This window comes from uncultured Halovibrio sp. (assembly GCF_913056445.1).
Taxonomy (GTDB): Bacteria; Pseudomonadota; Gammaproteobacteria; order Pseudomonadales; family Oleiphilaceae; genus Halospina; species Halospina utahensis_B.
The window spans coordinates 11972-27819 of sequence record NZ_CAJXMA010000037.1 but is presented as its reverse complement, the minus strand read 5'-3'; the positions used below and the strand labels follow the sequence as shown (position 1 = coordinate 27819).

General features: G+C 62.7%; 16 protein-coding genes. 14 read left to right on the top strand and 2 right to left on the bottom strand.

Going from position 1 to position 15848, the window contains the following annotated elements:
- Both QZ501_RS08915 and QZ501_RS08910 read right to left on the bottom strand, forming a co-directional pair.
- Window positions 1-776: insulinase family protein (locus tag QZ501_RS08915; protein WP_295718849.1), on the bottom strand; the 776-nt coding region annotated here is incomplete at its 3' end.
- A gap of 15 nt (window positions 777-791) precedes the next feature.
- On the bottom strand, window positions 792-1109 hold the full coding sequence (locus QZ501_RS08910; protein WP_202405641.1) for a hypothetical protein: 318 nt from the start codon (window positions 1107-1109) through the stop codon (window positions 792-794).
- A 109-nt stretch (window positions 1110-1218) separates the two neighbouring features.
- On the opposite strand from QZ501_RS08910, the gene fliT reads away from it, so the two are divergent.
- From fliT to QZ501_RS08840, 14 genes are all read left to right on the top strand, one after another.
- On the top strand, window positions 1219-1506 hold the full coding sequence (gene fliT / locus QZ501_RS08905) for a flagellar protein FliT (RefSeq protein WP_160898901.1): 288 nt from the start codon (window positions 1219-1221) through the stop codon (window positions 1504-1506).
- A gap of 138 nt (window positions 1507-1644) precedes the next feature.
- The gene (locus QZ501_RS08900; RefSeq protein ID WP_151439287.1) at window positions 1645-3078 is read left to right on the top strand and encodes a sigma-54 dependent transcriptional regulator; all 1434 of its coding nucleotides are present in this window, start codon (window positions 1645-1647) and stop codon (window positions 3076-3078) included.
- A 151-nt stretch (window positions 3079-3229) separates the two neighbouring features.
- Window positions 3230-4471 carry an ATP-binding protein gene (locus tag QZ501_RS08895; RefSeq protein WP_295718845.1) on the top strand — a complete coding sequence of 414 codons (1242 nt, stop codon included), beginning with the start codon at window positions 3230-3232 and terminating at the stop codon, window positions 4469-4471.
- Between the two features lie 27 nt (window positions 4472-4498).
- Window positions 4499-5941: a sigma-54 dependent transcriptional regulator gene (locus QZ501_RS08890; protein WP_151439289.1), complete on the top strand. Its 1443-nt coding sequence runs from the start codon at window positions 4499-4501 to the stop codon at window positions 5939-5941.
- Between the two features lie 218 nt (window positions 5942-6159).
- A complete protein-coding gene (fliE, locus tag QZ501_RS08885; RefSeq protein ID WP_151439290.1) occupies window positions 6160-6534 on the top strand; it encodes a flagellar hook-basal body complex protein FliE in 375 nt (124 codons plus the stop codon).
- Between the two features lie 54 nt (window positions 6535-6588).
- Window positions 6589-8310 (top strand): flagellar basal-body MS-ring/collar protein FliF, encoded by a 1722-nt coding sequence (fliF, locus tag QZ501_RS08880; RefSeq protein ID WP_151439291.1) that lies wholly within the window; start codon window positions 6589-6591, stop codon window positions 8308-8310.
- Window positions 8303-9337 (top strand): flagellar motor switch protein FliG, encoded by a 1035-nt coding sequence (gene fliG / locus QZ501_RS08875; RefSeq protein WP_077531644.1) that lies wholly within the window; start codon window positions 8303-8305, stop codon window positions 9335-9337. Before fliF ends, fliG begins: the two co-directional genes overlap by 8 nt.
- Complete coding sequence (locus QZ501_RS08870) at window positions 9338-10207, top strand: flagellar assembly protein FliH (RefSeq protein ID WP_295718842.1); 870 nt, start codon at window positions 9338-9340, stop codon at window positions 10205-10207.
- The gene (fliI, locus tag QZ501_RS08865) at window positions 10194-11555 is read left to right on the top strand and encodes a flagellar protein export ATPase FliI (RefSeq protein WP_295718839.1); all 1362 of its coding nucleotides are present in this window, start codon (window positions 10194-10196) and stop codon (window positions 11553-11555) included. The genes QZ501_RS08870 and fliI overlap by 14 nt, the downstream gene beginning before the upstream one ends.
- A gap of 10 nt (window positions 11556-11565) precedes the next feature.
- On the top strand, window positions 11566-12021 hold the full coding sequence (gene fliJ / locus QZ501_RS08860; protein WP_151439293.1) for a flagellar export protein FliJ: 456 nt from the start codon (window positions 11566-11568) through the stop codon (window positions 12019-12021).
- Window positions 12022-12100: 79 nt separating this feature from the next.
- Window positions 12101-12409 carry an STAS domain-containing protein gene (locus QZ501_RS08855; RefSeq protein ID WP_151439294.1) on the top strand — a complete coding sequence of 103 codons (309 nt, stop codon included), beginning with the start codon at window positions 12101-12103 and terminating at the stop codon, window positions 12407-12409.
- Entirely contained in the window at window positions 12399-14117 is a 1719-nt protein-coding gene (locus tag QZ501_RS08850) for a fused response regulator/phosphatase (RefSeq protein WP_295718836.1), read from the top strand. The genes QZ501_RS08855 and QZ501_RS08850 overlap by 11 nt, the downstream gene beginning before the upstream one ends.
- A 32-nt stretch (window positions 14118-14149) precedes the next feature.
- Window positions 14150-14497 (top strand): Hpt domain-containing protein, encoded by a 348-nt coding sequence (locus QZ501_RS08845; protein ID WP_160898897.1) that lies wholly within the window; start codon window positions 14150-14152, stop codon window positions 14495-14497.
- An 85-nt stretch (window positions 14498-14582) separates the two neighbouring features.
- Window positions 14583-15824: a flagellar hook-length control protein FliK gene (locus QZ501_RS08840; RefSeq protein WP_295718834.1), complete on the top strand. Its 1242-nt coding sequence runs from the start codon at window positions 14583-14585 to the stop codon at window positions 15822-15824.
- Window positions 15825-15848: the final 24 nt, after the last annotated feature.

The following is a 15848-nucleotide window of genomic DNA, read 5'->3' as shown; positions in this document are numbered from 1 at the left end:
ACCGGCGAGAAGCGGGGAACCACCATGGATTCCAGTTCGTCCAGCGGCTGCGGGCCGATCACCACCAGCTCCATGAGGTTGGCGGAATAGTGCTGCTCGTAGAACTCGACGGTTTCCGCGCGCAGCTCGCCGTCCTCATTGGAGAGGGTGTCCAGATTGCCCACGGTAAAGCCCGCCAGAGGGTGACCTTCGGGGAAAGTCTGCTTGAGCGCCGACCAGAAACGCCGCCCATCATTGCGTTGGTGTGCCGAGAACTCGGAGTTGACCGCATTGCGTTCGCGTTCGATCAGTTCTGCGGCGAAGGTTGGCACCCGGAACTGTTCGGAGAACCGGTCCAGTGCCGGCTCCAGGAACTCGGGCTCGACGTTGAAGAAATAGTTGGTGTCCAGAGAGCTGGTGAAAGCGTTGTGCGAGCCACCATGACTGTTGATGAAGGACTTGTACTCGCCGGGGTCGGGGTAGGTCTCGGTGCCGAGGAACAGCATGTGTTCGGTGAAGTGGGCCAGCCCCGCCCGGTCTTCCGGATCGGCTCCGGCGCCCACATGCACATCCAGCGCGGCGGCGGCCTTGTCGGCCCGGGGATCGGATATCAGCAGGGCGCCCAGCCCATTCTCCAGTGTCAGGTAACGGTAGTCCGCGGTGGCTCCGGGACCGGTCTGTGGTGACGTCCGCTGGGAGACATCAGCAGCCGCAGACTGTGCGGTGAGGCCCACCAGGGCCCCGAGTGCAAGTCCTGCCAGCCGTGCGGTGGGACGGAGTCTGAATCGAGCGGTCATGGTCGGGGCTCCTTGTCAGTGCAGGGGATCATCCTGATCGCGTTCGGTGCTCTCGGCAACCGCCGCCTCCGCCAGTTCCACCATCTGCTGAGCGCTCAGCTCGCCACTGGCGATCCGATCTAGAATGGAGTGGTAGTCCCGCAGTTGCTGGCGGTAGGGCTCAAACTGTTCCTGGAAGGCTTCGTCGATGGCCTGATAGACCATCTGGATCTGTTCGGCGCGGTCACGCCCATCGTCAGCCGCCTGGTTGATGGCTTTGAGGCAGGCTCTGGCAATGGCAATGTAGGCGTCGTTCTGCTGGTCTTGCATGATGGTGTCGGGTCGCTTGCTCATTGGGAAAGACAGGGTGACGGATTCGACATTAATGCCAATCCGGCCCATTTTCAAAGGAAACCGGCTGCTGTGGCAGCCAATTGTGTCACGTTATTCGGGGAGCATCGCTATGGCGGAACTTGAGGACATGGTCGGCCGGGTGGAATCACTGGTCGCCGCGAAGGACTGGGCTGCTCTGGCGGAACTTGATGACGAGGTCCGCCGGTGTGTGGATGAGGCTGTTGCGGATGCCGGAGAGCTCGGCCAGGAGCGGGTCAGGGCAGGGGTGGAACGGCTTCAGGCCCTCTACGACCAGGCCCGGGAAGGATCCGAGGAGGAACGTGATGAAGCGGCTGCGGCGTTGCGTGCGAACAACCGGACGCAGAAGGCGGCAAAGGCCTATCTGGACAATCAGTAACCAGGGAACAACAGGATGTTTATAAAAACAGCGTCATAAAATTGACTCCAGCGGTCTCAGCGTCTTAAATGCGTGACAATCCCATGACGAAGAGTTCATGGAACTGTCATTAACGCCTGACCCGAGGCTGCTGCTCCGATGTCCGAGACTGCCACCGTATTTCTCGTTGTGGACGATGAACAGCGTCGCCATGACCTCCGCCTGATTCTGGAATTCATCGGCGAGGATGTGTGCGCCGCGGATCCTGAGCAATGGATCACCACCCTGGAACAGACGGAGACGCTGGGGGCGGTGGTCGTCGATGGCGAGAGCGATGCCGCGGTTGGACATCTCAATGAACTGGCTGAGCGTCAGTCCGGTGTACCTTTCCTGCAGATTGGCGAGCACAGTCTGGAAGGGCTCAGTGCGGAGGCGGAATCCCGCATCATCGCCCGCATCGCCTGGCCCCCGAACTATACCAAGTTCGTGGACTCACTCTACCGTGCCCAGGTGTACCGCGAGCAGTATGCCCGCAATGGCCAGCGTAAACAGCAGCGCGAGGTGCAGCTGTTCCGCAGCCTGGTGGGTACGAGCCGGCGCATCCAGCACGTCCGGCAGCTCATGTCCCAGGTGGCGGACAAGGAAGTCAGCGTTCTGATCACCGGCGAGTCCGGAACCGGCAAGGAAGTGGTGGCGCGCAACCTTCACTATCACTCCCCGCGCCGGGATAAGCCCTTTGTTCCGGTCAACTGCGGCGCCATTCCCGGCGAGCTCCTTGAAAGTGAGCTCTTCGGCCACGAAAAGGGCGCTTTCACCGGAGCGATCAGCTCCCGCGCCGGGCGTTTTGAGCTTGCCGAGGGTGGTACGCTCTTTCTGGATGAGATCGGTGATATGCCGCTCAGCATGCAGGTCAAGATCCTGCGTGTGCTGCAGGAACGCACCTATGAACGGGTGGGCGGCAACCGCACCATCAATACGGATGTGCGGGTGATCGCTGCAACCCACAAGAATCTCGAAACCATGATCGAGAACGGGGAGTTCCGCGAGGACCTGTATTACCGACTCAATGTCTTCCCGCTGGAAATGCCGGCCCTTCGTGAGCGGGTGGAGGATATCCCGCTTCTCATCAATGAACTCATCTCCCGCATGGAGAAGGAAAAGCGTGGCTCCATCCGCCTGAATTCCGCCGCCATCATGAGTCTCTGCCGCCATGACTGGCCGGGTAACGTCCGGGAACTGGCGAACCTTGTGGAACGCCTGGCCATCATGCATCCCTACGGTGTGGTGGGGGTCCAGGAGCTGCCCCGTAAGTTCCGTTATGTGGACGATCTCGATGAGTCCCATGAAACCGAGGACTCCGGTATGCCTGCGGGCATTGAGGGCATCAACAATCTGGATTCCCCGGCGCTGCTGCCGGTCAACGGCCTGGATCTGAAGGACTACCTGTCGAACCTGGAAAGGACCCTGATCGAGCAGGCGCTCAACGAGACGGATGGCGTGGTTGCCCGGGCCGCCGAGAAGCTCCGCATCCGCCGCACCACCCTGGTGGAGAAGGTCAGGAAGTACGGTCTCCGGGAAGAGACCGAGTCCTGAGCGGCGACAAAAATTTGGCTGCCACTTCCGTGTCTTTTTCCCAAGCCACTGATCAATCAATAAAAAATCAGAATGGCATGAAACCTGCTGGCATCTCCCTGAACTGAACATAACCCGCGCACGGGGCGCGGCGTCGGTACGGGAGAAGCCCATGAGCCAGCAGACATCCGAGCGGAACGAAGCCGCGTCCCACGACAGTGCGGCCGCGGATGCCAACGACAAGGTGACCTCCCTTTTCGGTGCCCGGCAGGAGCCGGAGACCGGCCCAGTGGATGAGGCGCTGGAACTGTTCAACCAGATGTCGCGCCAGATCACGGATTCCTACCGGACGCTGGAGGAACGGGTGAATGATCTGGCGGGGCGTCTCAGCAGCGAGGAGCGCCGCCGCCGTGATGAGCTGGAGGAGCGCGAGAAGGTCGCCAACCGGCTTTCGACCCTTCTGGACGTGCTGCCGGCCGGCGTGGTGGTGCTGGACAGCCAGGGCGTCATCAGTCAGTGCAACCCGGCGGCGGTTGAACTGCTGGAAGAACCCCTGGAAGGCCAGCGCTGGGTGGACGTGATCCAGCGGGCCTTTGCGCCGCGGCGTGATGATGGCCATGAAGTGTCCCTCAATGATGGCCGCCGGGTGAACATCGAGATCCGCTCCATGGATAACGAGCCCGGCCAGCTGATTCTCCTTACCGATCTGACCGAAACCCGCGAGCTGCAGTCACGCCTCGCGCGTTCTGAACGGCTTTCCTCCATGGGCCGGATGGTTGCCTCGCTGGCTCACCAGATCCGTACGCCACTGTCGGCAGCCATGCTCTACGCCGGCCACCTGTATGAAGAGGACCTGGATGCTGAGATGCGCGAGCGCTGTGCCGGCAAGCTGATGGCACGCCTCCAGCATCTGGAGCAGCAGGTCCGCGACATGCTGATTTTCGCTCGGGGTGATATCCGGCTCGCCGAACAGCTGGGTGTCGGCGAATGGGTTCAGGCCGTTGTCCAGAATGCGGAGACGTCACTCCAGACACGCCGGGCCACGCTCACCACACCGGATCACTGGCCAGAGGGGGCCATCGCCTGCAATCGCGAGGCCCTGATTGGCGCCTGCCTGAACCTGATCAACAACAGCCTGGAAGCCGGCGCGGATGAGCTGGCGCTCGAGGTTTCCGGGCAGGGCGGCGAGGTCCGTTTCTGTATCACAGACAACGGGCCGGGCCTCTCTCCGGAAGAGGCCGAGCGCGTGACCGAGGCGTTCGTCACTACCAAGTCCCACGGCACAGGACTGGGTCTGGCAGTGGTCAGCGCCGTGGTTCAGGCCCACAAGGGGCGTTTTGAGCTGGTTTCGGATGGTCACAGCGGCACCAGCGCCATTATCACGCTGCCGCTGGCCGCGCCGCACAACGGGTGATCCCGGGGATTCATCGGAGAAGTAGTCATGGCGAAACAGAAGATACTGATTGTTGAGGACGACGGGGAACTCCGCGAGGCACTGGTCACCACTCTGGAGGTCAAGCGCTACCGGGTCAGTGAGGCGGCCAGTGGTGAGGAAGCCCTGGAGAAACTGGCTTCGGCACCGGTGGATCTGGTGATCAGTGACGTGCAGATGCCCGGCATGGACGGCATCAGCCTTCTGGCAGAGATCCAGCGCCATCATCCCGGCATTCCGGTACTGCTGATGACCGCCTACGGCCGCATCGAGCAGGCGGTTTCCGCCATGCAGGCCGGTGCCGTGGATTACCTGGCCAAACCGTTTGAGCCACAGGTGCTGACGGACATTGTCTCGCGGGTTCTGGGAGGCCCTGCCTCTACCAGTGCCAACCGCGCCATTGCCGAGGATGCCGCCAGCCGGCGGATGTTCCAGCTGGCCCGCAAGGTGGCCGCCACGGACTCCACTGTGCTGATCTGTGGCGAAAGTGGCACGGGTAAGGAGGTGCTGGCGCGTTACATCCATGACGAATCCAGTCGCGCCTCACAGCCCTTTGTGGCCCTCAACTGCGCCGCTATCCCCGAGAATATGCTGGAGGCGATCCTTTTCGGTCACGAGAAGGGGGCCTTCACCGGGGCACACCAGACGTCGCCGGGCAAGTTTGAGCAGGCCAATGGCGGCACGCTGCTTCTGGACGAGATCTCGGAAATGGAGATCGGGCTTCAGGCCAAGCTCCTGCGGGTCCTTCAGGAGCGCGAAGTGGAACGGGTGGGTGGCCGCCGCAGCATCCAGCTTGATGTGCGTGTGATTGCCACCACCAACCGGGATCTCCAGGAGGATGTGGCCGCGGGCCGCTTCCGTGAGGACCTCTATTACCGGCTGGGTGTGTTCCCACTGCAGTGGCTGCCGCTGCGCGAGCGCCGTGACGACATCCTGCCGCTGGCGGACCATCTGCTGGAAAAGCACGCCCGTCAGATGCACATGACCGGGGTTACGCTGGACCCCAGTGCACGCCGGGTTATTTACCAGTACGACTGGCCGGGCAATGTGCGGGAACTGGACAACGCCATCCAGCGGGCCCTGATCCTGCAGCAGGGGCAGGTCATTACGGACCGGGACCTGAGCCTGGACCAGAGCATCACCGGCGCCGCACCGGCGCCGCGATCGGCTGTTCCGGAACCTGATGCGGAAGAGACTGTTGAACCGGGCGCGGAGGCTGACGCGCCTGCCCCCCAAGCCGTTGAGGCAGCCGGTGAGCCCCAGGATGCCTCTCTGGGAGATGACCTGCGCCAACGTGAGTTCCGGATCATCCTGCAGACCCTGCGTGATGAGCGTGGCCGCCGCAAACAGGCGGCCGAACGGCTGGGCATCAGTCCCCGTACCCTGCGCTACAAGCTTGCCCAGATGCGGGATCATGGCATCAACCCTGAAGAGGAGCTGGCGTTCGTCTGACGTCCCTTCCTCCTGCCTGCCCGGGCTCCGGCCCGGGCTTTTTTGTGTCAAAATCACGTCAGCACACTTTTCCATTCCGCCCCTTCCAGCCGGATTTTGCTCAGAAACTCTCTCAAGAGCCTGTAATGGAATGGAAAATTCATTCTGGCCCGTTGTTTGCTTTTCTGTCATCGAGATGAATCTGCCATGGCAGAGCCCTGAGCATTGGGAGAGGAACAATGGTTGAACGAGCTGATGTGAACTCCGTGCTGTCCGATATCCGTGCGCTGCGCGAGCAGATGCAGCAGCGCCAGCAGATCCAGCCGGACCAGCTGCGGCCGGAGCAGATGCAGCCCAGCCAGAAGCCGGGTGAGGCCCAGCAGGGCGAGGGCCCGAGCTTTATGGACACCCTCCAGGGGGCGGTCAATCAGGTTAACGAGTTGCAGCAGACCTCCTCGGACCTCAAGACCCGCTATACCCAGGGTGATCCGGATGTGGACATCACGCGGGTGATGGTCGAGAGCCAGAAAGCTTCGGTGGCATTCGAGGCCACGACCCAGGTGCGTAACCGCGTCGTGCAGGCCTATGAGAAAATCATGAACATGCCGATCTGATTCGGTTCAACGGGATATCCGCCCGCGGGCGGTGTGCGGTGACAGGAGCGCACAATGGCCAACGTACCGGCTGAAACGGAACAGACCAACCCGCCGGCCAGCGGCGGGGGAGGCGGGAGCGAAAGCAGTGCCACTGGAGGTGGCAGCAACCTGCTGATGGGCGTCAACCGGCTGACCCTGTTGCGTCAGGTGGGGCTTATCGTCGGTCTTGCCGCCAGTGTGGCACTGGCCGTGGCACTGGTGCTCTGGGCCCAGGGCTCGGACTACAAGCCCCTGGTGGGCGATATGAGTGAGTATAACCCTGCGGAGCTCACCAATGTGCTGGACAGCGCCGGGGTGGATTACCGGATTGAGCACCGCAGTGGCGCTCTTCTGGTGGCGTCGGGTGACATCCATGAAGCCCGCCTGGCTCTGGCCCGGGAAGGTGTGACCGAGGACAAGGGCATGGGCTTTGAGATCATCATGCAGGATCAGGGCCTGGGCACCTCCCAGTTCATGGAAAAGGCCCGCTTCCACCGCAGCCTGGAAGGTGAGCTGGCCCGCACCATCAGGGCCATGGGCAATGTGCGCAATTCCCGCGTGCACCTGGCCATTCCCGAGGATTCCGTTTTTGTCAGTGACAACCGCAACCCCTCTGCCTCGGTCATGGTGGATCTGGGCTCCGGAAGGCGCATGGATGAAACCCAGGTGCGCTCGGTCATCAACCTTGTTGCGGGCAGTGTGCCCCAGATGAGCCGGGAGGACGTCACGGTCGTGGACCAGCGGGGCAACCACCTGTCCGCCAATGTGAACAACGAGAAAGCCCAGGAGATGGCCCAGAAGTTCCAGATGCAGCGGCGCGTGGAGCAACGGCTCAAGGAGCGGGTCGCGGGAATCCTGGCTCCGATCATGGGGCGCGACCGCTTCAACGCGGAAGTGTCGGTGGACATGGACTTCAAGGCAGTGGAGCAGGCCGAGGAGATCTTCAACCCCGAGCAGCAGGCTCTGCGCAGCGAGCAGACTGTGGAAGAGATCAACCGCCAGGGCGAGGCCGGTGGAATTCCCGGCGCGCTCTCGAACCAGCCTCCCGGCGAAGCCGAAGCACCGGAACAGGCCGGCGGCGAGGGCGGCGGCGAAGGGGGCGGCTCCCGGAGTTCGCGGACCTCATCGACCCGCAACTACGAGGTGGATCGGCTGCTGAGCTTCACGCGCAAGGAGCCTGGCTCGGTCAACCGTATGAGCGTGGCGGTAGCGGTGGATGATCTCAAGCGCACCAACCCGGAAACCGGGGAGACCACCAGTGTCGAATGGCCCCAGGCGGAACTGGAGCGCCTGACCCGTCTGGTTCGGGATGCCGTGGGCTTTTCCGCCGCGCGGGGAGACAGCGTGACCGTGGTCAACACGGACTTCGCCGAGCAGCAGGAGCCCGAGATTGAGCCTGTGCCCTTCTATGAGCAACCCTGGTTTCAGGACAGCATCCGCCCGGTGATCGCGGGCCTGGTGATCATTGCGCTGGCCCTCCTTCTGGTCCGGCCCACACTCAAGACCCTGGCCTCCGGCGGTGGTGGTGGGGGCAGTGGTGAGGCTGGTGAGTCGGACCTTGAAGGGCTTGGTGGTCTGGACGATATTGAAGGCAGTGAATCGATCCGCTCGGCCATGGGCAGTGGCGACGATCGGCTTTTGCCCGATACCGGTGAAAGCTATGATAGGGAGCTGAACGCTGTTAAAGGCCTGATTGCGGAAGATCCCGCACGGGTAGCGCAGGTGGTTCGTCAGTGGGTGAACGCGGATGAGTGAGGAAGAGAACACAGCCGGCCGGGCCCAGCCCTCGCGCAAACTGGGCCGCATTGAGCAGGCTGCGATACTGCTGATGACCCTGGGCGAGGAGGATGCTGCGCAGATCCTCAAGCACATGGGGCCGAAGGAGGTCCAGCGGGTGGGGATGGCCATGTCCCAGCTGCAGGACGTGCCCAAGAACGACGTGAACTACGTTGTGGGTGAGTTCTTCGAGGCGGTTGGCGGCCAGACCGGTCTGGGCGTTGGCGCTGATGACTACATCCGGTCGGTGCTCACCAATGCCCTGGGCGAGGAGAAGGCCGGAAGCCTCATTGACCGGATACTGATCGGCGGCAACACCACCGGCCTGGATACCCTCAAGTGGATGGAACCCCGGGCGGTGGCGGACATCATCCGGTATGAACACCCCCAGATCCAGGCAATCGTTGTCTCCTACCTGGATCCGGACCAGTCGGCCGAGATTCTGGCGTCGCTGGATGACAAGGTGCGCCTTGATGTGATGATGCGTGTGGCCTCCCTGGAGTCCATCCAGCCGCAGGCGCTGCAGGAGCTCAACAACATCCTTGAGAAGCAGTTCTCCGGGGGCGCCGGTGGCCAGGCCAGCCGCATAGGCGGTATCCAGCGCGCGGCGGACATCATGAACTACATGGACCGCAGCATCGAAGGCCAGCTCATGGACTCCGTGAAGGACATGGATCCCGATCTGGGCAGCGAGATCGAGGACCTGATGTTCGTCTTCGACAACCTCAAGGACGTGGACGACCGGGGCATCCAGGCGCTGCTCCGCGAGGTTTCCTCGGACGTACTGGTGGTGGCGCTCAAGGGCGCGGAGGACGAAGTGAAGGAGAAGATCTTCAAGAATATGTCCAAGCGTGCCGGCGAACTGCTGAAGGACGACCTGGAGGCCAAGGGGCCGGTCAAGGTCTCCGAGGTGGAGGCGGCCCAGAAGGAAATCATCACCGTTGCCCGGCGCATGGCCGAAAGCGGCGACATTGTGCTGGGTGGCTCCGGCGAGGAAATGCTTTAAATGACCCGCCACTCGCATCGCGACCGGATTCCTTCCGGCGACCTCACTGCCTATGAACGCTGGGAAATGCCGCTGCTCGACGAGAACGGGCAGCGCCGTGCGGGCGTTGAGGACGTGGAACAGGAGACGGTTCAGCCGCTGACCGCGGAACAGCTGGAAGCCATCCACAATGAAGCGCGTGACGAGGGCTACAATGCCGGCTTTGAGGCCGGCAAGACCGAAGGCATGGATCAGGGAGCCCGTGAGGGCTACCGGGTGGGTTATGACGAGGGTCACGCTGCCGGGCATGAGGCTGGGGAACAGCAGGGCCAGGAGGAAGGCCGTGAACGGGTCCGGCAGCAGGAGCAGCGGCTGCAGGAATTGATGGAGGCGCTGACCCACCCACTACGCCAGGAGGAGGAGGCCACCGAAGCGGCACTGCTCAACCTGGTCATGGCCCTGAGCCGGTCTGTGATCCATAGGGAACTCCAGCTCGACAGCTCCCAGATTGGCAGCATCGTGCGCCGGGCCATCCAGAGCCTGCCTGACAGCGACAGTGACATGCGTATCCGTGTGCATCCGGATGACGCGGAGATGGTGCGCCAGGCGATTGACGGTGTCGCCGGTCATGCCACGGTGGCGCCGGATGAACAGATTCTGCCGGGGGGCTGTATCGTTGCCAGCAGTCGCAGCCTGGTGGACTACACTGTGGAGAAGCGCTTCCAGAAACAGGTCCAGCGGATGCTCGAAGCCCAGCTCAGTGACGGCGGAGATGGGGATCACGGGGAACTGGACGCGGTCATGGGCGAAATGAGCGATTACCACCGGGACGTGCTGGAATCAGGCGGTGAGCCTGACGGCGGAAACGGTGACGGCGATGACACTCTCTGACCGCCTGGGCCGGTTTGCCCAGGCACTGCCTGAAGCCAGCGGTCCTGAGCTGAGCGGGCGTCTCACGCGCATGGTGGGGCTGACCCTGGAATGTGTGGGCTGCCCCATGGAAGTAGGCGACCGCTGCCTGATCCAGGCCGAGGACGGCAACCAGGTGGAAGCCGAGGTGGTGGGCTTCGAGAACGACCGGCTCTACCTGATGCCACTGACCGCCATCAGTGGCCTGCGGCCCGGTGCACTGGTCACGCCCATGGAAAGCGCCAGCCGCGTGCCCGTGGGAGAAGGCCTTCTGGGCCGTGTTGTGGACGGTGCCGGAGAACCCCTGGATGGCCAGGGCCCGCTGGAGGCCACGCACTATGTTCCCTTTACCGGCGCCGTCATCAATCCGCTCAACCGCACGCCCATCCGCCAGCGCATGGACGTCGGCATCCGCGCGATCAATGGCCTTCTGACCGTGGGTGAGGGCCAGCGCCTGGGGCTCTTTGCCGGCAGTGGTGTGGGCAAGTCCGTGCTCCTGGGCATGATGACCCGGTTCACCGAAGCGGACATCATTGTGGTTGGCCTCATCGGTGAACGGGGCCGTGAGGTCAAGGAGTTCATCGAGGAGATTCTCGGTGACGAGGGCATTGCCCGCTCCGTGGTTGTCGCTGCCCCGGCGGACGACTCGCCGCTGATGCGCCTGCGCGCGGCCATGCTGACCACCCGCATCGCCGAGTACTTCCGGGACCGCGGCCGCAAGGTGCTGCTGCTGATGGATTCACTCACCCGCTATGCCCAGGCGCAGCGGGAGATCGCGCTGGCGGTGGGGGAGCCGCCTGCGACCAAGGGCTATCCGCCGTCGGTGTTCGCGCGTATTCCGCAACTGGTGGAGCGCGCCGGCAATGGTGAGCGTGAGGGGGGCTCGATCACAGCCTTCTATACCGTATTGACCGAAGGTGATGACCAGCAGGACCCGATTGCGGATGCAGCCCGTGCCATTCTGGATGGCCATATGGTGCTTTCCCGGGAGCTGGCTGAGGAAGGTCACTACCCGGCGATTGACGTGGAAGGCTCCGTGAGCCGGGTCATGCCCCACGTGGTCTCCGCGGACCATCTGCGTCAGGCTCAGCGTTTCAAGCAGCTGTATTCACGCTACCAGCAGTCCCGGGATCTGATCAGTGTCGGTGCCTACCAGAAGGGCGCGGACCCGGAGACGGATCTGGCTATCGACAAAATGCCGGAAATGCGTCAGTTTCTACAGCAGGGGCTCGATGAAAGTGCGGGCTTCACGGAAGCCTCAAAGGCACTGGACGCCATTGTTGGCGGACAGGGGAACGGCAATGGCGATGCCGAAACAGGTGCACGGTAATGGGTGATTCATGAAACGGCGTTCGCAGCGGCTGCAGGTGGTTCTCGATATGGAGGACCGACAGGAGCAGGCGGCCCGGGAGCGGTTCCAGACGGCGCAGCAGGCGCTGGCTGAACAGCAGCAGCGGCTCGACGAGCTGGAGCGCTACCATGAGGAGTATCAGCACCAGATCCGCTCCGAGGCATCCGGAACCACCTCGGCGGCCAGACTCCAGGCCGGGCAGCAGTTCATCAGCCAGCTCGTGGCGGCGATTGCCCAGCAGCAACAGCAGGTGGACCGTTACCGGGCCACGGCGGAGGAGGCCCGGAAGCACTGGCAGGCGGCGCGTCAGCGGCGAGAGGGCATGGCGCGCTATATCGAGACCTGTCGCCGGCGTGAGGCCCGTGAGGACGAGCGCCGGGAACAGAAGGCGCTGGACGAGGCCGCCAACCAGCGCTTTGCCCGTGCCATGCAGCGTCAGGGATAGTGGCAATCGGTCACGTGACATCAGGGCATGTTGATCTATGCTCTGATGAATGACGTGGTCGTGCACGACAGGGGGAACAATGTCGATTACCACAGAGCGTTCCGGGGATGGGTCCGAGCTGACCATCCGGATCGAAGGGCGGTTTGATTTCAGCTCACATCAGGCGTTCCGTCACGCGTACGAGGGCGAGGGACAGGGCATTTCCCAGTACGTGATCGATATGCGGGACACCACCTACCTGGACAGTTCGGCCCTGGGCATGCTTCTGCTTCTCCGGGACTATGCCGGTGGTGAGAAGGCCGATGTCCGGATCGTCAACTGCAACGGGGATGTGCGCCGTATCCTGACGGTCTCCAACTTCGAGCAGCTTTTCCAGATTGACGACTGATGCCGGTTCCGCAACGCCGCTCAGGATACTGATCGCGGACGACAACCAGACGGATCGCATGATCCTCAACGCCATCCTGACCCGGCAGGGCCATGAGGTAATCATGGCGGAGGATGGCGCGCAGGCGGTCGAGGCCTTTGAGCAGCAAAAGCCGCAGATGGTGCTGCTGGATGTGCTCATGCCCAACATGGATGGGTTGGAAGCCGCACGGCGGATCAAGGCGGCTGCCGGTGAGGATCTGGTTCCCATCATTTTCCTGACGTCACTCAGTGACGCCGAGTCGCTGGCCTCCTGTCTCGAGGTCGGCGGTGACGACTTTCTTTCCAAACCCTACAACCGGGTGATTCTCCGGGCCAAGATCAACGCCTTCCAGCGCATGCGGGATCTGCACCAGAGTCTGCAACAGGAGCGTGACCGGACCGATCAGCGCAACCATCAGATGATGCGCGAGCAGGCACTGGCCCGCCGGGTGTTCGACAACATTGCCGATCGTGGCTGTCTGGGAGCGGACAATATCCGGTTCGAGGCCTCCCCCATGTCCATCTTTAACGGGGATGTGCTTTTCGCCTCACCCAAGCCGTCCGGCGGTATGCACCTCTTCGTGGGGGATTTCACCGGTCACGGTCTGCCGGCGGCCATCGGCGCCCTGCCCATGTCCGAGATCTTCTATGGCATGACCGCCAAGGGGTTCGCCATCGGCGACATCCTGCGGGAGATCAACCGCAAGCTCCGGAACATCCTGCCAACCGGCTTCTTCTGCTGTGCGGCAATGGTGGATCTCAACCTGCGCTCGGGCCATGCGGAAGTCTGGAACGGAGGCCTGCCCACGGCCTGGATACTCCGCCATGATGGCACCCAGGATGAACTCCGGTCGCGCCACCTGCCTCTGGGGATTCTTTCCGCGGAACGCTTCTCCGCGGCCTGTGAGCGCCACACCCTCGCGCTGGGGGAACACATGCTGCTGGCCACGGATGGGGTCATTGAAAGCTCCAACAGCGAGGGAGAGCTGTTCGGCGAAGAGCGGGCGATTGCAGCCATCAATCAGCGCTCCGGGCCATACGGGGGCTTTGAGTGCCTGCGTGAGGCGGTGCATCGTTTCGGAGAAGGGGTGGTGAGCGAGGATGATATCACCATTCTGGATCTGGCTATGGTCCCGGAGTCGGCGTTGAACACGGTGGAGCACGAGATGCTTCCGGACACCGGGGCCGGGCCGGAACAGTGGCGGCTCCAGTATGACCTTGAGGATCGGACGCTGGCACAGTTCAACCCCGTGCCGCTGCTGCTGCATGTGTGCATGGACGTGCCGGGACTGCGCCTTTGCAGTGGTGATGTCTACACCATCATCGGCGAGCTGTTCACCAACGCCCTGGAGCATGGCGTACTGCGTCTGCCGTCGGGCCTCAAGGATTCACCCAGTGGCTTCACGCGCTACTACAGCGAGCGTGAACGGCTCCTGGGGCAGCTTGCCAACGGCTGGGTCTCCATCACGCTTGCTCACAAGCCCCATGAGGATGGCACCGGCGGCACCCTGCTGGTAACGGTTGCCGACAGCGGTCCCGGGTTCGATCCGGGTGAGACCGCGTCCTCGCTCGATCATGAGCAGCTTTCAGGGCGTGGCATCGCGCTTGTGCAGACGCTTTGCCATGACGTACGCTGGAACGACACGGGCAACTGCGTGGAAGCAGAATACATCTGGCGTGCCGAGTAGATTTCTGGCAGAAGCTGATTACGGTAGCCGCAATGAGTGAACACCAGCACATTGACCATGATGCTCTCGCGGAGCTGCGGGATGTCATGGAGGATGAATTTGCGATCCTTGTGAATACCTTCCTTCAGGATGCGGATGATCGCCTGGAGCAGCTGCGCGCGGGGGCGGCCTCGGAAGACGCCGAGGAAGTCCGGAAGATGGCACACAGTTTCAAGGGCAGCTGCATCAATATCGGCGCGCCGGAACTGGCCGAGCGCTGCCGGACTGCGGAGCAGCGTGGCCGTGATGGCGATCTCTCCGACATCCATGACTGCATCAGTGCGATTGAGGCGGAGCTGGGAGCAGTCCGCCAGGAACTGGCGCATTTTCGGGATGGATAATTCCCCCGCATTTCCAATCTGGCCTCCAAATTGCTTGCATGGCGTTAAGTCTTGAACTGATCCATTCAGGAGGCAAGGTTCTGCCATGCAAATGCCCGATATTCTCTCCCCCGAGACCGCGTCCGTTTCCGGCCGCTCCGGTAATGGTGCCGATGGCAAGGGTGCTGACGCATCCGCCTTCGGCGAACTCCACCGTGGCCTCATGGGCAAAGGCAGTGACGGCCTGAAGCCCGGCGATGTATTGCGCAATGCGGAAGGCAATGTGGTCGGTCGTATCGTAAGGGGCGATGGCGGTGACTTGCGCTTGGCTCTTGAGGGACGCGAGGGGCCGGGCATTCCGCTGGAAAAGCTGTCTAACCTGCTGGAGGAACAGGAGGGGAGCGGGCTTGAGGCACTGCAGGCTCTTTTCTCGGGCGGATTGGATGTCAGTCCGGAAGCCGGAGGCGAGGCGGACTGGCTGCGGCAGCTTGAGAACCTGACCAGTGGCGAGCAGCAGGGCGTTCTGGCAGCCCTGGCTGGGATCAATGGGCTGCAGGGCAGTAGTCAGGGCAATGGGAGCGAGGCATCCTCGAACAATGGGGGAGGCAATGGGTTGCCGCTGGGTGAGCTCCTGGGGAAGGGAGCCAGTGCGCCCGGAATCAGTGATGGCAGTGCCCGCAACAGCACCAGCAATTTCCTGCAGAACCTGCTTTCCGGCATGGCATTGAATGGCCCGAACGGGCAGAGCAGTGAGGCCAGCAGCACCGATCTGCGTTTTGAGGGGTTGCGCCTGGTGGCGGTGGAGAACAGTGGTGGCCAGGAGTCAGGGAGCCGCAGCAGTGAGGCGTTGGGGCTGACCCAGCAGAGCTTCACCCGTTCCGAGGCGGCCCGTGATGCCACCCTGCGGCACTACACCACAACCGTCGAAACCCCGGTACAGAACCAGAAGCAGTGGAGTGAGCAGGTTGCCGGCAAGATTGCCTGGCTGGCCGGGCGCAGCATCCAGTCTGCGGATATCCAGTTGAACCCGCCGGATATGGGGCCGATCGAGGTTCGCGTCTCGGTCCAGAATGATCAGGCCCAGGTGACCGTCAATGCCCAGAATGCCCAGGTGCGGGAGATGCTGGAACTCAACAGCAGCCGACTGCGGGAAATGCTTGAACAGGAGGGGCTCAACCTGGCTGACTTTGATGTCTCCGGCGAGGCTGCGGGAGGTGACGGCGAGGAAGCCGCGGAAGGGGAATCCGGTGAGCGTGACGGCTCCGGTCCGGCCAGCGGCGCCGGCGAAACGGTTGCGACCGGTGAGTCCACCATCACTCTCGACGATGGCATTGATACCTATGCGTGAGGCCGGGGCTGGCCCTGACCCGAT

Excerpts from the sequence above, each read along its gene's own strand:
- QZ501_RS08910 (WP_202405641.1), bottom strand. The coding sequence starts at position 1,109 with ATGAGCAAGCGACCCGACACCATCATGCAAGACCAGCAGAACGACGCC.
- fliT (WP_160898901.1), top strand. The coding sequence starts at position 1,219 with ATGGCGGAACTTGAGGACATGGTCGGCCGGGTGGAATCACTGGTCGCC.
- QZ501_RS08900 (WP_151439287.1), top strand. The coding sequence starts at position 1,645 with ATGTCCGAGACTGCCACCGTATTTCTCGTTGTGGACGATGAACAGCGT.
- QZ501_RS08895 (WP_295718845.1), top strand. The coding sequence starts at position 3,230 with ATGAGCCAGCAGACATCCGAGCGGAACGAAGCCGCGTCCCACGACAGT.
- QZ501_RS08890 (WP_151439289.1), top strand. The coding sequence starts at position 4,499 with ATGGCGAAACAGAAGATACTGATTGTTGAGGACGACGGGGAACTCCGC.
- fliE (WP_151439290.1), top strand. The coding sequence starts at position 6,160 with ATGGTTGAACGAGCTGATGTGAACTCCGTGCTGTCCGATATCCGTGCG.
- fliF (WP_151439291.1), top strand. The coding sequence starts at position 6,589 with ATGGCCAACGTACCGGCTGAAACGGAACAGACCAACCCGCCGGCCAGC.
- fliG (WP_077531644.1), top strand. The coding sequence starts at position 8,303 with ATGAGTGAGGAAGAGAACACAGCCGGCCGGGCCCAGCCCTCGCGCAAA.
- QZ501_RS08870 (WP_295718842.1), top strand. The coding sequence starts at position 9,338 with ATGACCCGCCACTCGCATCGCGACCGGATTCCTTCCGGCGACCTCACT.
- fliI (WP_295718839.1), top strand. The coding sequence starts at position 10,194 with ATGACACTCTCTGACCGCCTGGGCCGGTTTGCCCAGGCACTGCCTGAA.
- fliJ (WP_151439293.1), top strand. The coding sequence starts at position 11,566 with ATGAAACGGCGTTCGCAGCGGCTGCAGGTGGTTCTCGATATGGAGGAC.
- QZ501_RS08855 (WP_151439294.1), top strand. The coding sequence starts at position 12,101 with ATGTCGATTACCACAGAGCGTTCCGGGGATGGGTCCGAGCTGACCATC.
- QZ501_RS08845 (WP_160898897.1), top strand. The coding sequence starts at position 14,150 with ATGAGTGAACACCAGCACATTGACCATGATGCTCTCGCGGAGCTGCGG.
- QZ501_RS08840 (WP_295718834.1), top strand. The coding sequence starts at position 14,583 with ATGCAAATGCCCGATATTCTCTCCCCCGAGACCGCGTCCGTTTCCGGC.